The sequence below is a fragment of the Pseudomonas sp. MS01C9 genome (assembly GCF_058202755.1).
Map to the genome: position 1 here is coordinate 2,208,157 of NZ_CM177073.1, position 17,300 is coordinate 2,225,456.

Here is a 17,300-nt window from a genome sequence, read left to right on the forward strand (position 1 = left end):
TTTTTTCAACTGACCCCAGGCGTCGAAAGCGCCACCAAAGGAGGCTTCATGGAAGCCCTGCACCAGAAAATCCGTGAACAAGGCATCGTGCTTTCCGATCAGGTTCTGAAAGTCGACGCCTTCCTGAACCACCAGATCGACCCGCAGCTGATGAAGCTGATCGGCGACGAATTTGCCGCGCGGTTCAGGGATTCGGGCGTGACCAAGATCGTCACCATCGAAGCCTCGGGCATTGCCCCGGCGATCATGACCGGCCTGAACCTGGGCGTACCGGTGATCTTCGCCCGCAAGCAGCAATCCCTGACCCTGACGGAAAACCTGCTGTCGGCTACCGTGTATTCGTTCACCAAGAAAACCGAAAACACCGTAGCTATCAGCCCGCGCCACCTGACCAGCAGCGACCGCGTGCTGATCATCGATGACTTCCTGGCCAACGGTAAGGCGTCCCAGGCGCTGATCTCCATCATCAAGCAGGCAGGCGCAGCCGTGGCCGGACTGGGGATCGTGATCGAGAAATCGTTCCAGGGCGGGCGCGCGGAGCTGGATGCCCAAGGCTATCGCGTCGAATCCCTGGCCCGGGTGCAATCCCTGGAAGGCGGGGTCGTGACCTTTATCGATTGATCCGCAACCCTGTGGGCGCAAGCCTGTTCGCGATGAGGTCGCACATCCAGCATCGAGTTGGCTGATAGTCCGCTATCGCGAGCAGGCGCGCGCCCACAGGCGTCTCAGGCTGATCGCTATGGCGCAGTGGCCTTGAGACCCGCCAGCAACAACCGCTGGGCCAGCTCCTCCTTCAGGCCTTCAGGGCTCGTCAGTTGCATCCGCTCCAGGTGCTGGGCAAATTCCCACGGCTGCGGTGCGTCCAGCGCGGCTTTACCCAATTCCAGGATCTCGGTGAGCTTGAACTTGCTCTTGAGCCAGTTCAGCGCCCGCAGCAGGTCCCGCTCTTCAGCGTCGAAATCGCAGCCCAGCGGGTACTCCGGGAAAAGATTCGGATGCCGTGCCTGGATCGTCTGCAAGCGCTGCGAAGTGTTCTCGGCGAATCGCGGATCGAGACGGAAATCCTTCGGCAGCTTGCCGGCGTTTTGTGCCTGCTCGATCAGCCCCGGCTGGAACCGGGAATCGCTGATATTGAGCAGCGCCTCGATCACTGCGGCATCGGTCTTGCCCCGCAGGTCGGCGATACCGTACTCGGTAACCACGATGTCTCGCAAATGCCGGGGAATGGTACAGTGGCCGTACTCCCAGACGATGTTGGAGCTGACCTCGCCCCCTGCCTCGCGCCAGCTGCGCAGCAGCAGGATCGAACGCGCGCCCTCCAGCGCATGGCCCTGGGCAACGAAGTTGTATTGCCCTCCCACGCCGCTGAGCACCCGCCCGTCTTCCAGCTGGTCAGCCACCCCGGCGCCCAGCAATGTCATGGTGAACACCGTGTTGATGAACCGGGCATCGAGCCGTTGCAAGCGCTTGAGCCGCTCCTGGCCGTACAGCTCGTTGATGAAACTGATACGGGTCATATTGAATTCGAGCCGCCTGCTCTGGGGCAGCTCGTGCAGGCGCTCGTAGAAACTGCGCGGCCCAAGAAAGAACCCGCCATGGATGCAGACGCCATCGGGCTGGGCCGCCTCGTCGAGGGTACCGGCGTTGGCCTGTTCCTGGGTCGGCTCGTCGGGATAGACCTTGCGCCGGATGATCCCCGCTTCCGCCAGCGCCAACAGGCCGTTGACGAACATTTCACTGCAGCCGTACAGCCCCTTGGCAAACGGTTCGACCCCGCCCTCGCGCTCGATCAACCGGGCCCACTGGCTGAGGTTCAGGTCCGCCAGCAGGGCCTGGTATCCGGCGTTGTCGGCCTGGCGCGCCAACAGTGCCGCCGTCAGCGCGTCGCCCATCGAGCCGATGCCAATCTGCAAGGTGCCGCCGTCGCGCACCAGGGTGCTGGCGTGCAGGCCGATGAAATGATCCTGGAACCCCACCGGCATGTTCGGCGTGGAAAACAACCGGTGGCTGTCCTTCTCATCGATCAACAGGTCGAAGGTGTCGATGCCGACCTCAGCATCGCCCGGCATGTAGGGCAGGTCGCTGTGGACCTGCCCCAGCATGAGGATCGTCTCCCCCTCCGCGCGCCGCTTGGCGATCATCGGCAACAGGTCGAGGGTGATGTCGGGGTTGCAGCTGAGGCTCAGGCGATCCGGGTATTGCGGGTCGCTCGCCACCAGTTGTGCCACCAGGTTCAGGCCGGCGGCGTTGATGTCCCGGGCCGCATGGCTGTAATTGCTGCTGACGTAGTCCTGCTGGGCCGAAGCACTGTGCAACAGGCTGCCGGGCTGCAGGAAGAATTGCTGGACCCGGATATTGGCCGGCAGGCTGTCCCGATGCAGGTCGGCGAGATAATCCAGTTCGGGGTAGTCGCCAAAGACACGCTCGATGAAGGGCTCCAGGAAACGCTTCTGCAAACCATCGCCCAGGTTCGGCCGTCCCAGGCTCAGCGCCGTGTAGAGGGTCAGCTGCCGCTCCGGCAGTTGGGCGATGCGTCGGTAAAGCGCGTTGACGAACAGGTTGGGCTTGCCCAGCCCCAGGGGCATGCCAAGGTGAATGTGCGTCGGCAACCGCTCCAGCACCTCGTCCACCGCCTGTTCGATTGAACACAATTGCACCATCGGCCCCTCCGACCTGCTCCGTGAATGTGGGTTGGACCGAGATTGACGGGTCTTGGTTGCGATGAACAGCGTTGCAAAGCCGCAGGCACAAAAAAGCCGCTCGTAAGCGGCTTTTCCGGATGGATGCGGGCTGTTGGCTTTTACAGGCCAGACATCTCTTTGATTGCGCCCTTGAGCTCCTCATCCGAGCAATCGGCGCAAGTGCCTTTAGGCGGCATGGCATTGATACCGGTGATGGCCTTGGCCAGGATACCGTCAAGACCGCCCTGGTGATCGGCACGCTCTTTCCAGGCCGCTTTGTCACCGATTTTAGGGGCACCCAGCAAGCCAGTGCCGTGGCATGCATTGCAGTGTTTCGCAATGACATCCTTCGGTGCCTTGGCCCCACCAGCGCCACCAGCCGAAGCGGCGACTTCCATGCCCTTGCATTCTTTCCCCTGAACACAAACCTGGCCGACGGGTTCAAGACGCTTGGCGATTTCATCGTTGGGCGCCGCTTGAGCGCTCGCAGCCCATAGGGCCAATACGGTTGCTGGTGCAGCCAGCATTTTCATAATTAGGTTCACGCGTACACCCTCAATGGTGGCTAGTCACGCCTGCGGCCACGGTTTGCAGGCGGGCGCAAGTATAGCGGTAAGCCTGCCACACTGAAACAACCCTAAAGTCGCAAGGGTCTTGTCAGCCATGGCCCGCTCACCCCCAGGCGCCTTTGCCATCCAGGCTCGGCGCCGTTTTTTCCTAGAAATTGGCCGGCGTAGCTGCGCTGATCAGTCGCGCCGGCGCATCGAACGGATTACGAAAACGGTGTGGCTTGGTGCTCTCGAAATAGTAGCTGTCGCCTGCCTCGAGCACGAATGTCTCGGCCCCCACCACCAACTCCAACCGGCCCTCCACCAGGATCCCGGTTTCCTCGCCCTCGTGGGTGAGCATCTCGTCACCAGTATCGGCGCCAGGCGGATAGATTTCGTTCAGAAAGGCAATCGCCCGGCTCGGGTGCGCCTTGCCCACCAGCTTCATGGTCACGGCACCATCGGAGATGTCGATCAATTCGTTGGCTTTGTAGACGATCTGGGTAGGTTTCTCCTGGAGGATTTCCTCGGAAAAGAATTCGACCATGGACATGGGAATCCCGCCGAGAACCTTGCGCAGCGAGCTGATCGAGGGGCTGACGCTGTTTTTCTCGATCATGGAAATGGTGCTATTGGTAACGCCCGCGCGCTTGGCGAGTTCACGCTGGGAAAGACCTTTGAGTTTACGAATGGCTTGCAGTCGTTCACCGACGTCCAATGCAGGAACCTCCAGGGAGTGTTGTGTGGTAAGTGAGCGTTATCATGGCGACAGCGTTCAGTATTTACAACACTTTGGCCCGAATCCCGTGCGGTGAAGCGACCTCCGGTCGACCCAGCCTCGCCTCAGCCCTCGGAATAGAGCCGTGGCACTCGTCGCAGGTTACAAAAAATCTGATAGGGAATCGTCCCGGCGGCCTTCGCCACGTCACTGGCGAGCACGTGCTTTCCCCAAAGCTCAACGGTGGAACCGAGGCCGGCCTGGGGCAGGTGCGTCAGGTCGACACACAGCATGTCCATCGACACTCGCCCGACCAGTTGGCTGGGCTGTCCGTCGATCCGCACCGGCGTACCGGTCGGCGCCTGGCGCGGATAGCCGTCTGCATAGCCCATGGCAACCACCCCGACCCGGGTCGGTTGCGCGGTCACGAAACGGGCGCCGTATCCCACCGGCTCGCCGGCGGGCAATTCCCGCACGCTGATGATCTTCGACTCCAGTGTCATCACCGGTTGCAGGCGTGACGCCGTGGCCTGGGCCTCCTCGAAGGGCGTCGCGCCATACAGCATGATGCCCGGACGCACCCAGTCGCTTGGTATCTGCGGCCAACCCAGAACCGCCGGTGAATTGCGCAGGCTCGTTTCCGCCACCAGGCCCTGGCGCGCAGCCTCGAACACCGTCAGTTGCTGGACAGTGCTGGGGTCATGCAGCTCATCGGCACGGGCAAAGTGAGTCATCAACACGATCTTCGCCACCTTGCCGCTGGCCAGCAGTCGACGGTAGGCGCCTTGATAGTCCGCCGGGTGCAAGCCGACCCGATGCATCCCGGAGTCAAGCTTGAGCCAGACGGTGATCGGCTTGCTCATCGTCGCTTTCTCGATCGCTTCGAGCTGCCACAACGAGTGCACGACACACCACAAGTCATGCTCGACGATCAACGCCAATTCATCGGCTTCGAAAAAGCCTTCCAGCAGCAAGATCGGCCCACGGATCCCACCGGCCCGCAACTCCAGGGCCTCTTCGATGCAGGCCACGGCGAACCCATCGGCACTGTCCTGCAGGGCCTCGGCGCAACGTACCGCACCGTGCCCGTAGGCGTCGGCCTTGATGATCGCAAGGGCCTTGGCCCCTGTGACTTCGCGGGCCAGTTGGTAGTTATGACGCAGGGCTTGGAGATCGATCAGGGCACGGGCAGGACGCATGGCGGCAGACTTCTAATAGTCGGACAGGGTAAAAAACCGGCGCTGGCTGACGGCATGCACCATCAACAGCGCCGGGAGAGGGACTGGTTCGATCGGTTTACGGCAGCGCGGCCACGACCGACAGTTCAATGAGGATTTCCGGCTCGCAGAGCCGGGCCTGCACTGTGGCCCGTGCCGGCGCGACACCTTGGGGCAGCCATTTGTCCCAGACCGCGTTCATGCCTGCGAAATCCGCCTCGATGTCTTTCAGGTAGATCGTCACCGACAGCAAGCGGCTCTTGTCGGTCCCGGCCAGGTCGAGCAGACGCTCGATATTGGCGAGGGTTTCGCGGGTCTGTTGTTCAATGCCGGCGCTCATGTCGTCGCCGACTTGCCCGGCCAGGTAAACGGTGCCGTTGTGCACCACAACCTGGCTCATGCGGTCATTGGTGAGCTGGCGCTGGATTGCCATGTTTCGCAGACTCCTGATGTTTGCTGCCATAACGGGAAATATCGAGACCTTCGGCGCTGATCTGTGGCTTTTTCCGAGCCATCAGGTCCGCCAGCAGACGACCGGAACCGCAAGCCATGGTCCAGCCGAGCGTGCCATGGCCGGTGTTCAGGAACAGATTCCTGAACGGCGTGGCGCCGACGATCGGCGTACCGTCCGGGGTGGTCGGGCGCAGGCCGGTCCAGAAACTGGCCTGGGCCAGGTCACCGCCCTGAGGATAAAGGTCGTTGACGATCATCTCCAGGGTTTCGCGGCGACGCGGGTTCAGGGACAGGTCGAAACCAGCGATTTCCGCCATGCCACCCACGCGGATGCGGTTGTCGAAGCGGGTGATCGCCACCTTGTAGGTTTCGTCGAGGATGGTCGAGGTGGGCGCCATTGCCGGATTGGTGATCGGCACGGTCAGGGAGTAACCCTTGAGCGGATACACCGGTGCACGGATACCGAGGGGCTTGAGCAATTGCGGCGAATAGCTGCCCAGGGCCAGGACGTAGCGGTCGGCGGTTTCCAGCTTGCCGTCGATCCAGACGCCGTTGATGCGGTCGCCGGCAGAGTCCAGGCGCTGGATGTTCTGGCCGAAGCGGAATTCCACACCGAGCTTGACGGCCATTTCCGCCAGGCGCGTGGTGAACATCTGGCAATCGCCGGTCTGGTCGTTGGGCAACCGCAAGGCGCCGGCGAGGATATCGGTGACATTGGCCAGGGCCGGCTCGACCCGCGCGATGCCTTCGCGATCGAGCACCTCGAAGGGCACTCCGGACTCCTTCAGCACCGCGATGTCTTTCGCCGCGCCGTCGAGCTGGGCCTGGGTACGGAACAACTGTGTCGTCCCCAGGGTACGGCCTTCGTAGGCAATGCCGGTTTCGGCGCGCAGTTCGTCGAGGCAGTCGCGGCTGTACTCCGACAGGCGCACCATGCGCTCCTTGTTGATGGCATAACGGCTGGCGGTGCAATTGCGCAGCATCTGCGCCATCCACAGGTACTGGTCGATGTCGGCAGTGGCCTTGATGGCCAGCGGGGCATGACGCTGCAGCAGCCACTTGATGGCCTTGAGCGGCACACCCGGCGCGGCCCACGGCGAGGCATAACCCGGCGATACCTGGCCGGCGTTGGCGAAGCTGGTTTCCATGGCCGGCGCCGGCTGACGGTCGACCACCACCACTTCAAACCCGGCCCGGGCCAGATAGTAAGCACTGACAGTGCCGATGACGCCGCTACCCAAGACCAGAACGCGCATTTTATGACCTCATCGCGGATAACCGCTGACGTTTGTTGTACACAGCTTTGATGCGCGCAGTTTAAAAAAGATCAGCCAGTGCTTTTCACTATATAAATGCCTATATTTGGCGAGAATTCTCGGCAAAAACCCTTTTCATGGAGGAGCATCCCCTGTGCGTACCAATACACAGACCAAACGCGAGCTGGACAAAATCGACCGCAACATCCTGCGCATCCTCCAGGCCGACGGGCGGATCTCCTTCACCGAGCTGGGCGAAAAGGTCGGCCTGTCCACCACACCGTGTACCGAGCGGGTGCGGCGCCTGGAGCGCGAAGGGATCATCATGGGCTACAACGCCCGGCTAAACCCGCAGCACCTCAAAGGAAGCCTGCTGGTGTTTGTCGAGATCAGCCTCGACTACAAGTCCGGCGACACTTTCGAAGAGTTCCGACGCGCCGTGCTGAAATTGCCCCATGTGTTGGAATGCCACCTGGTGTCGGGGGATTTCGACTACCTGGTCAAGGCACGGATTTCCGAAATGGCCTCGTATCGCAAGCTGCTGGGAGACATCCTGCTCAAGCTGCCCCACGTGCGCGAATCCAAGAGCTACATCGTGATGGAAGAGGTGAAGGAGAGCCTGAACCTGCCGATTCCGGATTGAACCTGGGCGTTGCGGCGTCAAACCAATACCTGCCGATTGCTGGCCATGTACTCATGGATCTGCTGTTCGACCCGCGGATGAATCAGCTCCACCGGGCGCCGGCCATTGGGGCATGGCAGACTCGCCGTGGTGCCGAACAGCCGACAGATCAACGGTCGCTCGTCATAGACGGTGCAACCGTTCGGTCCCAGGTGAACGCAATCGAGCGCTTCCAGGGCGGCGTCCTGTTCGGCCCGGGTCTTGCGCGGCAGACGGGCCATTTCCTCGGGGGACGTCGTCACCGGTCCGCAGCAGTCATGGCAGCCCGGCACACATTCGAACGACGGGATCTGCTGGCGCAGCGTGCGGATTTTTTGACTGTTGCAACTCATCGAAACGGCTACCAAGGCGAGACAGTTCGGGATTCTGCCTTAAAAGCAGTGGGCCAGACAGCGTCGGCCGACCGATGTTGCCCATGAGCGAAGTCGCGGCTTATGCTCCGTAAAATTTCTCAAACATGACAATCAGGATTACGCACATGAACGCCCGTGTTCAGCAAGCTGTCCCGAGCCACGCACACGCCGCCTCCTATTACGCCGCCAGCAGCCTGCCACAGCCGGACCACCCAGTGCTGCAAGGCGAGCGGATGGCGGATGTGTGCGTGGTCGGCGGCGGGTTTTCCGGGCTGAACACCGCCATCGAACTGGCCGAGCGCGGCATGAGCGTCATCTTGCTGGAGGCACACAAGATCGGCTGGGGGGCGAGCGGGCGTAACGGCGGCCAGTTGATCCGTGGCGTCGGCCATGGCCTCGATCAGTTCGCCCCGGTCATCGGGGCCGATGGCGTGCGCGAGATGAAACTCATGGGCCTGGAAGCGGTAGAAATCGTCCGACAACGCATCGAGCGTTTTCAGATTCCTTGCGACCTGACCTGGGGTTATTGCGACCTCGCCAACAAACCTGCCGACTTGGAAGGTTTCGCCGAAGACGCCGAAGAATTGCGCGCCCTGGGTTATCGCCACACAACGAGACTGCTGCAGGCCCACGAGATGCACAGCGTAGTGGGTTCGGATCGCTACGTGGGTGGCCTGATCGACATGGGCTCGGGCCACCTGCACCCGCTGAACCTGGCCCTGGGCGAAGCCGATGCGGCACAGCGCCTGGGGGTCGGCCTGTTCGAGCAATCGGCGGTCACGCGCATCGACTACGGCCCGGAAGTGACGGTACATACACAACAGGGCTCGGTCCGCGCCAAGACCCTGGTCCTGGGTTGCAATGCCTATCTCAATGGCCTCAACCAGGAACTGAGCGGCAAGGTGCTGCCGGCCGGCAGCTACATCATTGCCACACAACCCCTGAGCGAGGACCTGGCACAGCGTCTATTGCCACAGAACATGGCTGTCTGCGATCAGCGAGTGGCGCTGGATTACTATCGGCTTTCGGCGGACCGACGCTTGCTGTTCGGCGGCGCCTGTCATTATTCGGGGCGGGATCCGCAGGACATCGGCGCCTATATGCGTCCGAAGATGCTCAAGGTCTTCCCGCAACTGACTGATGTGAAAATCGATTATCAGTGGGGTGGGATGATCGGCATCGGCGCCAATCGCCTGCCGCAGATCGGCCGGCTGAAGGATCAACCCAATGTGTATTTCGCCCAGGCTTACTCAGGCCATGGGGTGAATGCCACGCACCTGGCCGGCAAGTTGCTGGCCGAGGCCATCAGCGGGCAACAAAGCGGCAGGTTCGATCTGTTCGCCCGGGTGCCCCATATCACCTTCCCCGGCGGCAAATACTTGCGCTCGCCGCTGCTGGCGCTGGGCATGCTGTGGCACAGGATGAAAGAGCTGGTCTGATCCATGGTGGGGTGTGGCGAGGGCATCCAGACTCTCGCCATCCCCGTCTGCGCTTGGCGAGCGATTGCTCAAAGCCGCCAGAATGGCTTGAGCCCCTCCTCCCTCGCCTGTTCACGCGTCAACCCGATATCCCGTAACTGTTCGGGCGTCAGCTCCAGCAAGGCCTTGCGTGTATGCAAGCGATGCCAGAACAGGCCCCAGCGGCTCAGGCAGGCAGGCCCGCTGCGCAACATTGGATTGCGCAACTCCCTTTCCTGCCCCGCCTGGAGTTCCTGACCGTGCAGCGCCAGCCGTACATCGCTCAAGCCGTTCATTTTCATCGCTCCTGTTTACTTGGGTAGCCAGAGCTTTCATGATGCGCGGACGGCCAAATGCAATACAGATTCAACCATTGTCTTTTAGAAACATACAGATAAGGCTTTTCCGTCACTGAATCCTGTTTTTCCCGGCCAACTGTATCGGTATCGTTCTCACCTCTATCGAGAGTACGCCATGACCCTCTACGTGAACCTCGCCGAATTGCTCGGCACTCGCATCGAACAGGGCTTCTATCGTCCGGGCGACCGGCTGCCGTCGGTGCGGGCCCTGAGCGTGGAGCACGGGGTCAGCCTGAGTACGGTGCAGCAGGCCTACCGCGTATTGGAAGACAGCGGCCTGGCGATGCCGAAGCCCAAGTCCGGTTATTTCGTGCCGGTCAGCCGAGAATTGCCCGAGCTGCCGGCGGTTGGCCGCCCGGCCCAGCGTCCGGTGGACATCTCCCAATGGGACCAGGTGCTTGAACTGATACGTGCGGTACCGCGCAAGGACGTGGTACAGCTGGGGCGCGGCATGCCGGATATCCACTCACCGACCATGAAACCGCTGCTGCGCAGCCTGGCGCAAATCAGCCGCCGGCAGGATATGCCGGGGCTGTATTACGACAATATCTACGGCAACCTGGCACTGCGCGAGCAGATCGCCCGCCTGTTACTGGCTTGCGGCTGCACACTCGGGGCGGGTGACCTGATCGTCACTACCGGTTGCCACGAGGCGCTGTCGGTCAGCATTCGCGCCACTTGCGAGCAAGGCGATATCGTCGCGGTAGACTCCCCCAGCTTTCACGGCGCCATGCAGACCCTCAAGGGCCTGGGCATGAAAGCACTGGAAATCCCCACCGACCCACTGACCGGTATCAGCCTGGATGCATTGGAACTGGCGTTGGAACAGTGGCCGATCAAGGCCATACAGTTGACGCCCAGCTGTAACAACCCGCTGGGCTATATCATGCCGGACGCCAATAAACGCGCCCTGCTGACCCTGGCTCAACGCTTCGACGTGGCGATTATCGAAGACGATGTGTATGGGGAACTGGCCTACACCTATCCACGACCACGCACGATCAAGTCCTTCGACGAAGACGGCCGAGTCCTGCTTTGCAGTTCGTTTTCCAAGACCCTGGCACCCGGCCTGCGGGTCGGCTGGGTAGCGCCGGGACGCTATCTGGAACGGGTGCTGCACATGAAATACATCAGCACCGGTTCCACCGCCCCGCAGCCGCAGATCGCCATCGCCGAGTTCCTCAAGGCCGGGCATTTCGAACCCCACTTGCGCCGGATGCGCACCCAGTACCAGCGCAATCGCGACGTGATGATCGATTGGGTCAGTCGCTACTTTCCGCCGGGCACCCGGGCCAGTCGCCCGCGGGGCAGCTTCATGCTGTGGGTCGAGTTGCCCGAAGGCTTCGATACGCTGAAGCTCAACCGGGTCCTGAACGACCAGGGCGTACAGGTCGCCGTCGGCAGCATCTTTTCCGCGTCGGGCAAATACCGCAATTGCCTGCGGATGAACTACGCTGCCAAACCAACGGCACAGATCGAAGAAGCCGTGCGCAGGGTCGGTGCGGCCGCCATCGCGTTGTTGAACGAAAGCCAACGCGACGTCGTCTGAACTTACGCAGGGAAGCAGCACCCGACAGCCGATAGATGCCAACTTGCGGAACGCTCCTACGTGAGACCCAGACCGATCCTGACTGCTCTACTGTTAATCGCCTCGCTGTTGGGTGGCTGCGCCAGTCTTGATGTCACTCGCGAGCCGTCCCAGGCGCTGCCGGCCTCACAGTCTTCCTTCGGCCGCTCGGTCCAGAGCCAGGCCGCCCCGCACGAGGGGCGCTCGGGGTTCCGCCTGCTGTCCGACAGCGCCGACGCCTTCTCCGCCCGCGCCGAGCTGATTCGCCAGGCCCAGAGCAGCCTGGATTTGCAGTACTACATCGTGCACGACGGCATCAGCACGCGGATGCTGGTGGATGAGTTGCTCAAGGCCGCCGACCGCGGCGTGCGAGTGCGGATCCTGCTGGACGACACCACCAGCGACGGCCAGGAGCAAATCATCGCCACCCTCGCCGCACATCCACAGATCGAGATCCGCCTGTTCAACCCGCTGCACCTGGGGCGCGCCACCGGTGTAACCCGTGGCCTGGGGCGCCTGTTCAACCTGTCGTTGCAGCATCGGCGGATGCACAACAAGCTCTGGCTGGCGGACAACAGCATGGCGATCGTCGGCGGGCGCAACCTGGGGGATGAATATTTCGATGCCGAGCCCAACCTCAACTTCACCGACATCGACCTGCTAGGCGTCGGCCCGGTAGCCGAACAGCTGGGACACAGCTTCGACCAGTACTGGAACAGTGCCCTGAGCAAGCCCATCGAGCAATTCCTGTCCCATCGCCCCACCGCCCAGGACCTGGCCAACAGTCGCCAACGCCTGCAGGAGTCCCTGGAACAGACGCACAAGGAGAACCAGGCGCTGTACCGACAGCTGACCACCTACAGGACTCAGCCACGCCTGGATATCTGGCGCACTCAGTTGATCTGGGCCTGGAACCAGGCATTGTGGGACGCCCCCAGCAAAGTGCTGGCCAAGGACGAGCCGGATCCGCAGTTGCTGTTGACCACGCAGTTGGGACCGGAGCTGACGGGGGTGCAGGACGAACTGATCATGATTTCGGCCTATTTCGTGCCCGGTCAGCCAGGGCTGGTGTACCTCACCAGCCGCGCCGATGCCGGAGTCTCGGTGAGCCTGCTGACCAACTCACTGGAAGCCACCGATGTACCCGCGGTGCATGGCGGTTATGCGCCCTATCGCAGGGCGTTGCTGGAGCATGGGGTACGCCTGTTCGAACTGCGCCGCCAACCCGGGGATACCGGAGGCAGCAGCCCCCACCTGTTCTACAGCAAGTCCTACGGCGAATCGGATTCCAGCCTGCACAGCAAGGCGATCATTTTCGACCGGCAGAAGTCCTTCATCGGGTCTTTCAATTTCGACCCGCGCTCAGTGCTGTGGAACACCGAGGTAGGCGTCCTGGTGGACAGCCCGGAACTTGCCGGCCAAGTGCGTGAGCTGGCCTTGCAAGGCATGGCGCCGCCGCTCAGCTATCAAGCCCGGCTCAAGGATGGCAGGCTCGTGTGGAGCACCGAGGACAACGGCAAACTGCACGACCTGGACAGCGAGCCGGGTAGCTGGTGGCGACGCTTCAACGCCTGGTTCGCCACCACCGTGGGACTGGAGCGAATGCTGTAGGCGCTGTGTCGCGCTTGCAGGATTCAGGCGGTCTGCGCGGTGCCAAACGCTCCCTGGCGCAACAACAGGATCACCAGCCCGAACGCTCCCACGGCCATGAACAAGGGCAGTGCATGGCCGCTGATCCACTGGCTGCCCGCGCCCGCCACCAAGGGGCCGATCAAGCAACCGATTCCCCACAGCTGGGCGACATGGGCATTGGCCCGCACCAGCGCATCGTCGCGATAACGCTCGCCGATCAGGATCAAGGACAAGGTGAACAATCCGCCCGCACTGGCACCGAACAGCACCCACAGGGGCCAGATCAGCAAGGTTTCGATCAACAATGGAACAGCGAGGCTGGACAAGGTCAGCGCCACCGCGCAACCGGTGAACAGCGAGCGGCGCGACAACCGATCGGCCAAGGCTCCGATGGGCAGTTGCAACAAGGCATCACCCACAACCACCGTACTGACCATCGCCAGGGCGATATCGGCGCTGAACCCCTGGCGCAGGCAATACACCGGCAACAGCGTCAGGATCATCGCCTCGAACGCGGCGAACAGCGACACGGCCCAGGCAATCGCGGGCAAGCCCCGGCAGAAACCCCATAGATCCCTGAGCGTAACGCTGCAGGCTTCGCTGCTGGGAGCACCGCTACGGCCAAGCAATAACAGCGGCGAGACCAGCAGCAGGGCTACGCCCACCCAGAAGCCGTAATCGTGCTCGGTGCCCAAGGCGCCGAGCAGCAACGGACCAGACAGTTGGCTCAAGGCGTAGCTGCTGCCATACAGCGCCACAAGTCGGCCCCGCCACTGTTCAACGACCAACTGGTTGATCCAGCTCTCACCCAGAATGAACACCAGGGTCAGGACCACACCGATCAACAACCGCAATACCAGCCATACCGGATAGCTGGGCAACAGCGCCAGCATCCCGATGGACACCGCGCCGCCCCAAAGGCACAGGCGCATCAAGGCCGCCGTGCCGAAACGCGCCGCCAGGCGGCTCGACACCTTGGCACCGAGCAACACTCCCACGGCCGGCATGGCCGCCATCACTCCAATGGCAAACGAGCCATAGCCCCAGCTCTCCAGGCGCAGCGACACCAGCGGCATGCTTACGCCCAGGGCCAGGCCGACGCTCAGGACTGACGACAACACGGCGAAATAAGTCGCCCAACGCATTTCCACGCTCCTGTGGACAGTTATTCGCTTTTCAGTGTTCGCCCAAAACAAATGCGGGAGCGAGCTTGCTCGCGATGACGGCGCAACATTCAACAGAGTCGTCGACTGCCTTACCGCTATCGCGAGCAAGCTCGCCCCCACAAGGGACCCGGGCTACATGAAGCGCGGGGTCTTCGTTGTCAGAGCTTGATCCAGGTCGCCTTCAGCTCGGTGTATTTATCGAACGCATGCAGCGACTTGTCGCGTCCGTTGCCCGACTGCTTGAAGCCACCGAACGGCGCGGTCATGTCGCCGCCGTCGTACTGGTTTACCCACACGCTGCCGGCCCGCAGGGCCTTGGCGGTGAGGTGGGCCTTGGAGATGTCCCGGGTCCATACCGCCGCCGCCAGGCCATAGGGCGTGTCGTTGGCGATCTGGATGGCTTGCTCGGCGGTGTCGAAGGCGATGACCGACAAGACCGGGCCGAAGATCTCCTCCTGGGCGATTTTCATGGCATTGCTCACACCGTCGAAAATCGTCGGTTCGACGTAGGTGCCACCGGTTTCTTCCAGGATCCGCTTGCCGCCAGCCACCAGCTTGGCACCATCGCCATGACCGGCCTCGATGTAGGACAGCACGGTGTTCATCTGCTGGGTGTCCACCAGCGCACCGACCGTCGTGGCCGGATCCAGTGGATTACCCGGCTTCCAGCCCTTGAGGGCTTCGATCACCAGGGGCAGGAAAGTGTCCTTGATGGAGCGCTCCACCAGCAGGCGCGAGCCGGCGGTGCAGACTTCGCCCTGGTTGAAGGCAATGGCGCTGGCGGCCGCTTCGGCGGCGGCCTGCAGGTCCGGGGCATCGGCGAACACGATATTCGGACTCTTGCCACCGGCCTCCAGCCAGATGCGCTTCATGTTGGATTCGCCGGAATAGATCATCAACTGCTTGGCGATCCTGGTGGAACCGGTGAACACCAGCGTATCGACGTCCATGTGCAGGGCCAGGGCCTTGCCTACGGTATGACCATAGCCGGGCAACACGTTCAGCACGCCTTTCGGAATGCCCGCCTCGACAGCCAGGGCGGCGATACGGATAGCGGTCAGCGGGGATTTTTCCGAGGGCTTGAGTACCACCGAGTTACCGGTGGACAGCGCCGGGCCCAGCTTCCAGCAGGCCATCAACAGCGGGAAGTTCCACGGCACGATAGCTCCCACGACACCCACCGGCTCGCGGGTTACCAAGCCCAGTTGGTCGTGCGGGGTCGAGGCCACTTCGTCATAGAGTTTGTCGATGGCTTCGCCGCTCCAGCTCAATGCCTGGGCCGCACCGGGAACGTCGATGTTGAGCGAGTCGCTGATAGGCTTGCCCATGTCCAGGGTTTCGAGCAGGGCCAGCTCTTCGGCGTGCTGCTTGAGCAGGCCGGCGAAACGAATCATGGTGGCTTTGCGCTTGCTCGGCGCCAGGCGCGACCAGGCGCCGGAATTGAAGACGGCGCGTGCGTTCTCTACGGCTCGCTGGGCATCGGCAACGTCGCAGCTGGCGATCTTGCCCAGCAAACGGCCATCGACCGGGCTGACGCACTCGAAGGTTTCACCGGACACTGCATCGGTGTATTCGCCATTGATGAAGGCGCGGCCTTCAATGCGCAGATCGCGGGCACGCTGTTCCCAGTCGGCACGAGTCAGGGTGGTCATGCGAGTGTCCTCCTCTTATTGGAAAATAAACGCCGTGCTGCGCGCAGCGCTCAAGAATTCTGCCCGGCCAGCCTATTCGCGGCATACGTTTTTGGCACAGGGCACCCGCCACCCTAAACCAGCCGCCCCTCAAGTTTCAATATATTTGACACAAGGCCAGTAAACGGCCTTGCGATGTTCATTTTAATAAACATAGACTCGGAACCTTCCAGGCATTCACCAGGGATTACGCAAATGAACATCCAGGACATCGTCGACTTCAGTCAGGCCAGCACCGCCGCCGACCGTTATCGCCCGGATCCGGCCAAGGTCCTCAAGGGTGACCCCGAGCAGGCCGTGTTCAACCACTACAACAGCCCTTGCGGGCAGATGAATGCTGGCGTGTGGGAAGGCGCCGTCGGTCAGTGGACCGTCAACTACACCGAGCATGAATACTGTGAGATCGTCCAGGGCGTATCCGTACTACGAGACCAGGAAGGCAATGCCAAGACCTTGCGGGCCGGCGACCGCTTCGTGATCCCGGCAGGTTTCAAGGGTACCTGGGAAGTGCTGGAACCGTGCCGCAAGATCTACGTGGTGTTCGAACAGAAGGCTTGAGGATGGGAGTCTTGCGGGCCTGACCTCACGGCGGACAGGTATTGCGGTGCGCTCCTGATCCGACAAGCAACAAAAAAGGCCCGTATCTCGCGATACGGGCCTTTTTCGTAAGAAGGAAAAATCAATTACTTGATTTTGCCTTCCTTGTAGATCACGTGCTTGCGAACAACCGGATCATATTTCTTGATCTCGATTTTGTCCGGGGTAGTACGCTTGTTCTTGTCGGTAGTGTAGAAGTGACCAGTACCGGCGCTCGAGATCAAACGAATCAATTCACGCATGATTAGCTCCCTTAAACCTTGCCATCGCGGCGAAGTTCGGCCAGCACGACATCAATGCCGCGCTTGTCGATGATACGCATGCCCTTGGCAGATACGCGCAGACGTACAAAACGTTTCTCGGACTCAACCCAGAAGCGGTGATGCTGCAGGTTCGGCAGGAAACGACGACGGGTTTTGTTGTTTGCGTGGGAAATGTTATTCCCAGTCACCGGACCCTTACCGGTAACTTGACAGACTCTAGACATGCCTCAGCCCTCTAAAACCACATGCCCAACCCGGCATGGGTTGGCCGCTTAATCTCTCAGTCATTTGGCGCCAGGCGCCGCGTTTCTTTAAGGGTCTTACCGGCTACACCTACAGTGAAGGAACCGGGCCCCTAGAAAAGAGCGCTGCTTTATACCAGAAAGACCTCGGTGCAACAACAGCCCGTGTGATTTGTCTTCATGAGAATGCATAGGCCTGCAGCCCCGGATCACTGGGGCAAAGGCTGGCGAGACCCATGACCGCTCGTCGCTGGATTGAGGTTTTTTCAACCGCCAGTGGGTTTCGCCTCATCAATTGACCTGCAAAGCCTGCCGGAAAAAGCAAAAAGGGGATAGTCATTTGCCAACGAGCCCACTAGGGTAGGCCTTTTCCAGACTGCACTCGCAGATGGGCCTCCGACCTGCACAAGGAACCTGC

General features: G+C 61.5%; 18 protein-coding genes. 6 read left to right on the plus strand and 12 right to left on the minus strand.

Going from position 1 to position 17,300, the window contains the following annotated elements:
* Positions 1 to 48 precede the first annotated feature (48 nt).
* A complete protein-coding gene (locus AC1M7R_RS10250) occupies positions 49 to 621 on the plus strand; it encodes a xanthine phosphoribosyltransferase (RefSeq protein ID WP_072390660.1) in 573 nt (190 codons plus the stop codon).
* Positions 622 to 737: 116 nt separating this feature from the next.
* Here AC1M7R_RS10250 and AC1M7R_RS10255 read toward each other — a convergent pair whose 3' ends face one another.
* The 6 genes from AC1M7R_RS10255 to dadA all read right to left on the minus strand — a co-directional run bounded on the left by AC1M7R_RS10255 (position 738) and on the right by dadA (position 6,873).
* Entirely contained in the window at positions 738 to 2,660 is a 1,923-nt protein-coding gene (locus AC1M7R_RS10255) for an acetyl-CoA hydrolase/transferase C-terminal domain-containing protein (RefSeq protein WP_072430951.1), read from the minus strand.
* A 140-nt stretch (positions 2,661 to 2,800) separates the two neighbouring features.
* On the minus strand, positions 2,801 to 3,214 hold the full coding sequence (locus AC1M7R_RS10260; protein ID WP_072390667.1) for a c-type cytochrome: 414 nt from the start codon (positions 3,212 to 3,214) through the stop codon (positions 2,801 to 2,803).
* A gap of 184 nt (positions 3,215 to 3,398) precedes the next feature.
* Positions 3,399 to 3,947 (minus strand): cupin domain-containing protein, encoded by a 549-nt coding sequence (locus AC1M7R_RS10265; protein ID WP_072390670.1) that lies wholly within the window; start codon positions 3,945 to 3,947, stop codon positions 3,399 to 3,401.
* 125 nt (positions 3,948 to 4,072) lie between these two features.
* Positions 4,073 to 5,146 (minus strand): alanine racemase, encoded by a 1,074-nt coding sequence (gene alr, locus AC1M7R_RS10270; RefSeq protein ID WP_072458533.1) that lies wholly within the window; start codon positions 5,144 to 5,146, stop codon positions 4,073 to 4,075.
* Between the two features lie 97 nt (positions 5,147 to 5,243).
* Positions 5,244 to 5,597, minus strand: coding sequence for a RidA family protein (locus AC1M7R_RS10275; RefSeq protein WP_053148623.1), 354 nt, complete (start codon positions 5,595 to 5,597; stop codon positions 5,244 to 5,246).
* Positions 5,569 to 6,873: a D-amino acid dehydrogenase gene (gene dadA, locus AC1M7R_RS10280; protein ID WP_072458532.1), complete on the minus strand. Its 1,305-nt coding sequence runs from the start codon at positions 6,871 to 6,873 to the stop codon at positions 5,569 to 5,571. The genes AC1M7R_RS10275 and dadA overlap by 29 nt, the downstream gene beginning before the upstream one ends.
* A gap of 154 nt (positions 6,874 to 7,027) precedes the next feature.
* On the opposite strand from dadA, the gene AC1M7R_RS10285 reads away from it, so the two are divergent.
* A complete protein-coding gene (locus tag AC1M7R_RS10285) occupies positions 7,028 to 7,516 on the plus strand; it encodes an Lrp/AsnC ligand binding domain-containing protein (RefSeq protein WP_003206849.1) in 489 nt (162 codons plus the stop codon).
* Between the two features lie 17 nt (positions 7,517 to 7,533).
* Here the strand turns inward: AC1M7R_RS10285 and AC1M7R_RS10290 are convergent, their stop codons facing one another.
* Positions 7,534 to 7,887, minus strand: coding sequence for a YkgJ family cysteine cluster protein (locus AC1M7R_RS10290; RefSeq protein ID WP_072390681.1), 354 nt, complete (start codon positions 7,885 to 7,887; stop codon positions 7,534 to 7,536).
* Positions 7,888 to 8,033: 146 nt separating this feature from the next.
* Between AC1M7R_RS10290 and AC1M7R_RS10295 the strand changes: the two genes are divergently transcribed.
* Positions 8,034 to 9,347 carry an NAD(P)/FAD-dependent oxidoreductase gene (locus tag AC1M7R_RS10295; RefSeq protein ID WP_072390684.1) on the plus strand — a complete coding sequence of 438 codons (1,314 nt, stop codon included), beginning with the start codon at positions 8,034 to 8,036 and terminating at the stop codon, positions 9,345 to 9,347.
* 68 nt (positions 9,348 to 9,415) lie between these two features.
* On the opposite strand, the gene AC1M7R_RS10300 is transcribed toward AC1M7R_RS10295, so the two are convergent.
* A complete protein-coding gene (locus AC1M7R_RS10300; protein ID WP_072390687.1) occupies positions 9,416 to 9,661 on the minus strand; it encodes a DUF1127 domain-containing protein in 246 nt (81 codons plus the stop codon).
* Between the two features lie 178 nt (positions 9,662 to 9,839).
* On the opposite strand from AC1M7R_RS10300, the gene AC1M7R_RS10305 reads away from it, so the two are divergent.
* Positions 9,840 to 11,273: an aminotransferase-like domain-containing protein gene (locus AC1M7R_RS10305; RefSeq protein ID WP_072390690.1), complete on the plus strand. Its 1,434-nt coding sequence runs from the start codon at positions 9,840 to 9,842 to the stop codon at positions 11,271 to 11,273.
* Positions 11,274 to 11,333: 60 nt separating this feature from the next.
* Positions 11,334 to 12,902 (plus strand): phospholipase D family protein, encoded by a 1,569-nt coding sequence (locus AC1M7R_RS10310; protein WP_072390693.1) that lies wholly within the window; start codon positions 11,334 to 11,336, stop codon positions 12,900 to 12,902.
* 23 nt (positions 12,903 to 12,925) lie between these two features.
* Here the strand turns inward: AC1M7R_RS10310 and AC1M7R_RS10315 are convergent, their stop codons facing one another.
* The gene (locus AC1M7R_RS10315; protein ID WP_490610391.1) at positions 12,926 to 14,068 is read right to left on the minus strand and encodes an MFS transporter; all 1,143 of its coding nucleotides are present in this window, start codon (positions 14,066 to 14,068) and stop codon (positions 12,926 to 12,928) included.
* A gap of 179 nt (positions 14,069 to 14,247) precedes the next feature.
* The gene (locus AC1M7R_RS10320; RefSeq protein WP_072390699.1) at positions 14,248 to 15,741 is read right to left on the minus strand and encodes an aldehyde dehydrogenase; all 1,494 of its coding nucleotides are present in this window, start codon (positions 15,739 to 15,741) and stop codon (positions 14,248 to 14,250) included.
* A 234-nt stretch (positions 15,742 to 15,975) separates the two neighbouring features.
* Here AC1M7R_RS10320 and AC1M7R_RS10325 point away from each other — a divergent pair, with 234 nt between their 5' ends.
* On the plus strand, positions 15,976 to 16,338 hold the full coding sequence (locus AC1M7R_RS10325; RefSeq protein ID WP_072390701.1) for a cupin domain-containing protein: 363 nt from the start codon (positions 15,976 to 15,978) through the stop codon (positions 16,336 to 16,338).
* A 125-nt stretch (positions 16,339 to 16,463) separates the two neighbouring features.
* Here AC1M7R_RS10325 and rpmG read toward each other — a convergent pair whose 3' ends face one another.
* Both rpmG and rpmB read right to left on the minus strand, forming a co-directional pair.
* Positions 16,464 to 16,619, minus strand: a complete 156-nt coding sequence (gene rpmG / locus AC1M7R_RS10330; RefSeq protein ID WP_003177274.1) for a 50S ribosomal protein L33 — start codon at positions 16,617 to 16,619, stop codon at positions 16,464 to 16,466.
* A gap of 11 nt (positions 16,620 to 16,630) precedes the next feature.
* Positions 16,631 to 16,864, minus strand: coding sequence for a 50S ribosomal protein L28 (rpmB, locus tag AC1M7R_RS10335; protein WP_007921114.1), 234 nt, complete (start codon positions 16,862 to 16,864; stop codon positions 16,631 to 16,633).
* Between the last annotated feature and the right edge of the window lie 436 nt (positions 16,865 to 17,300).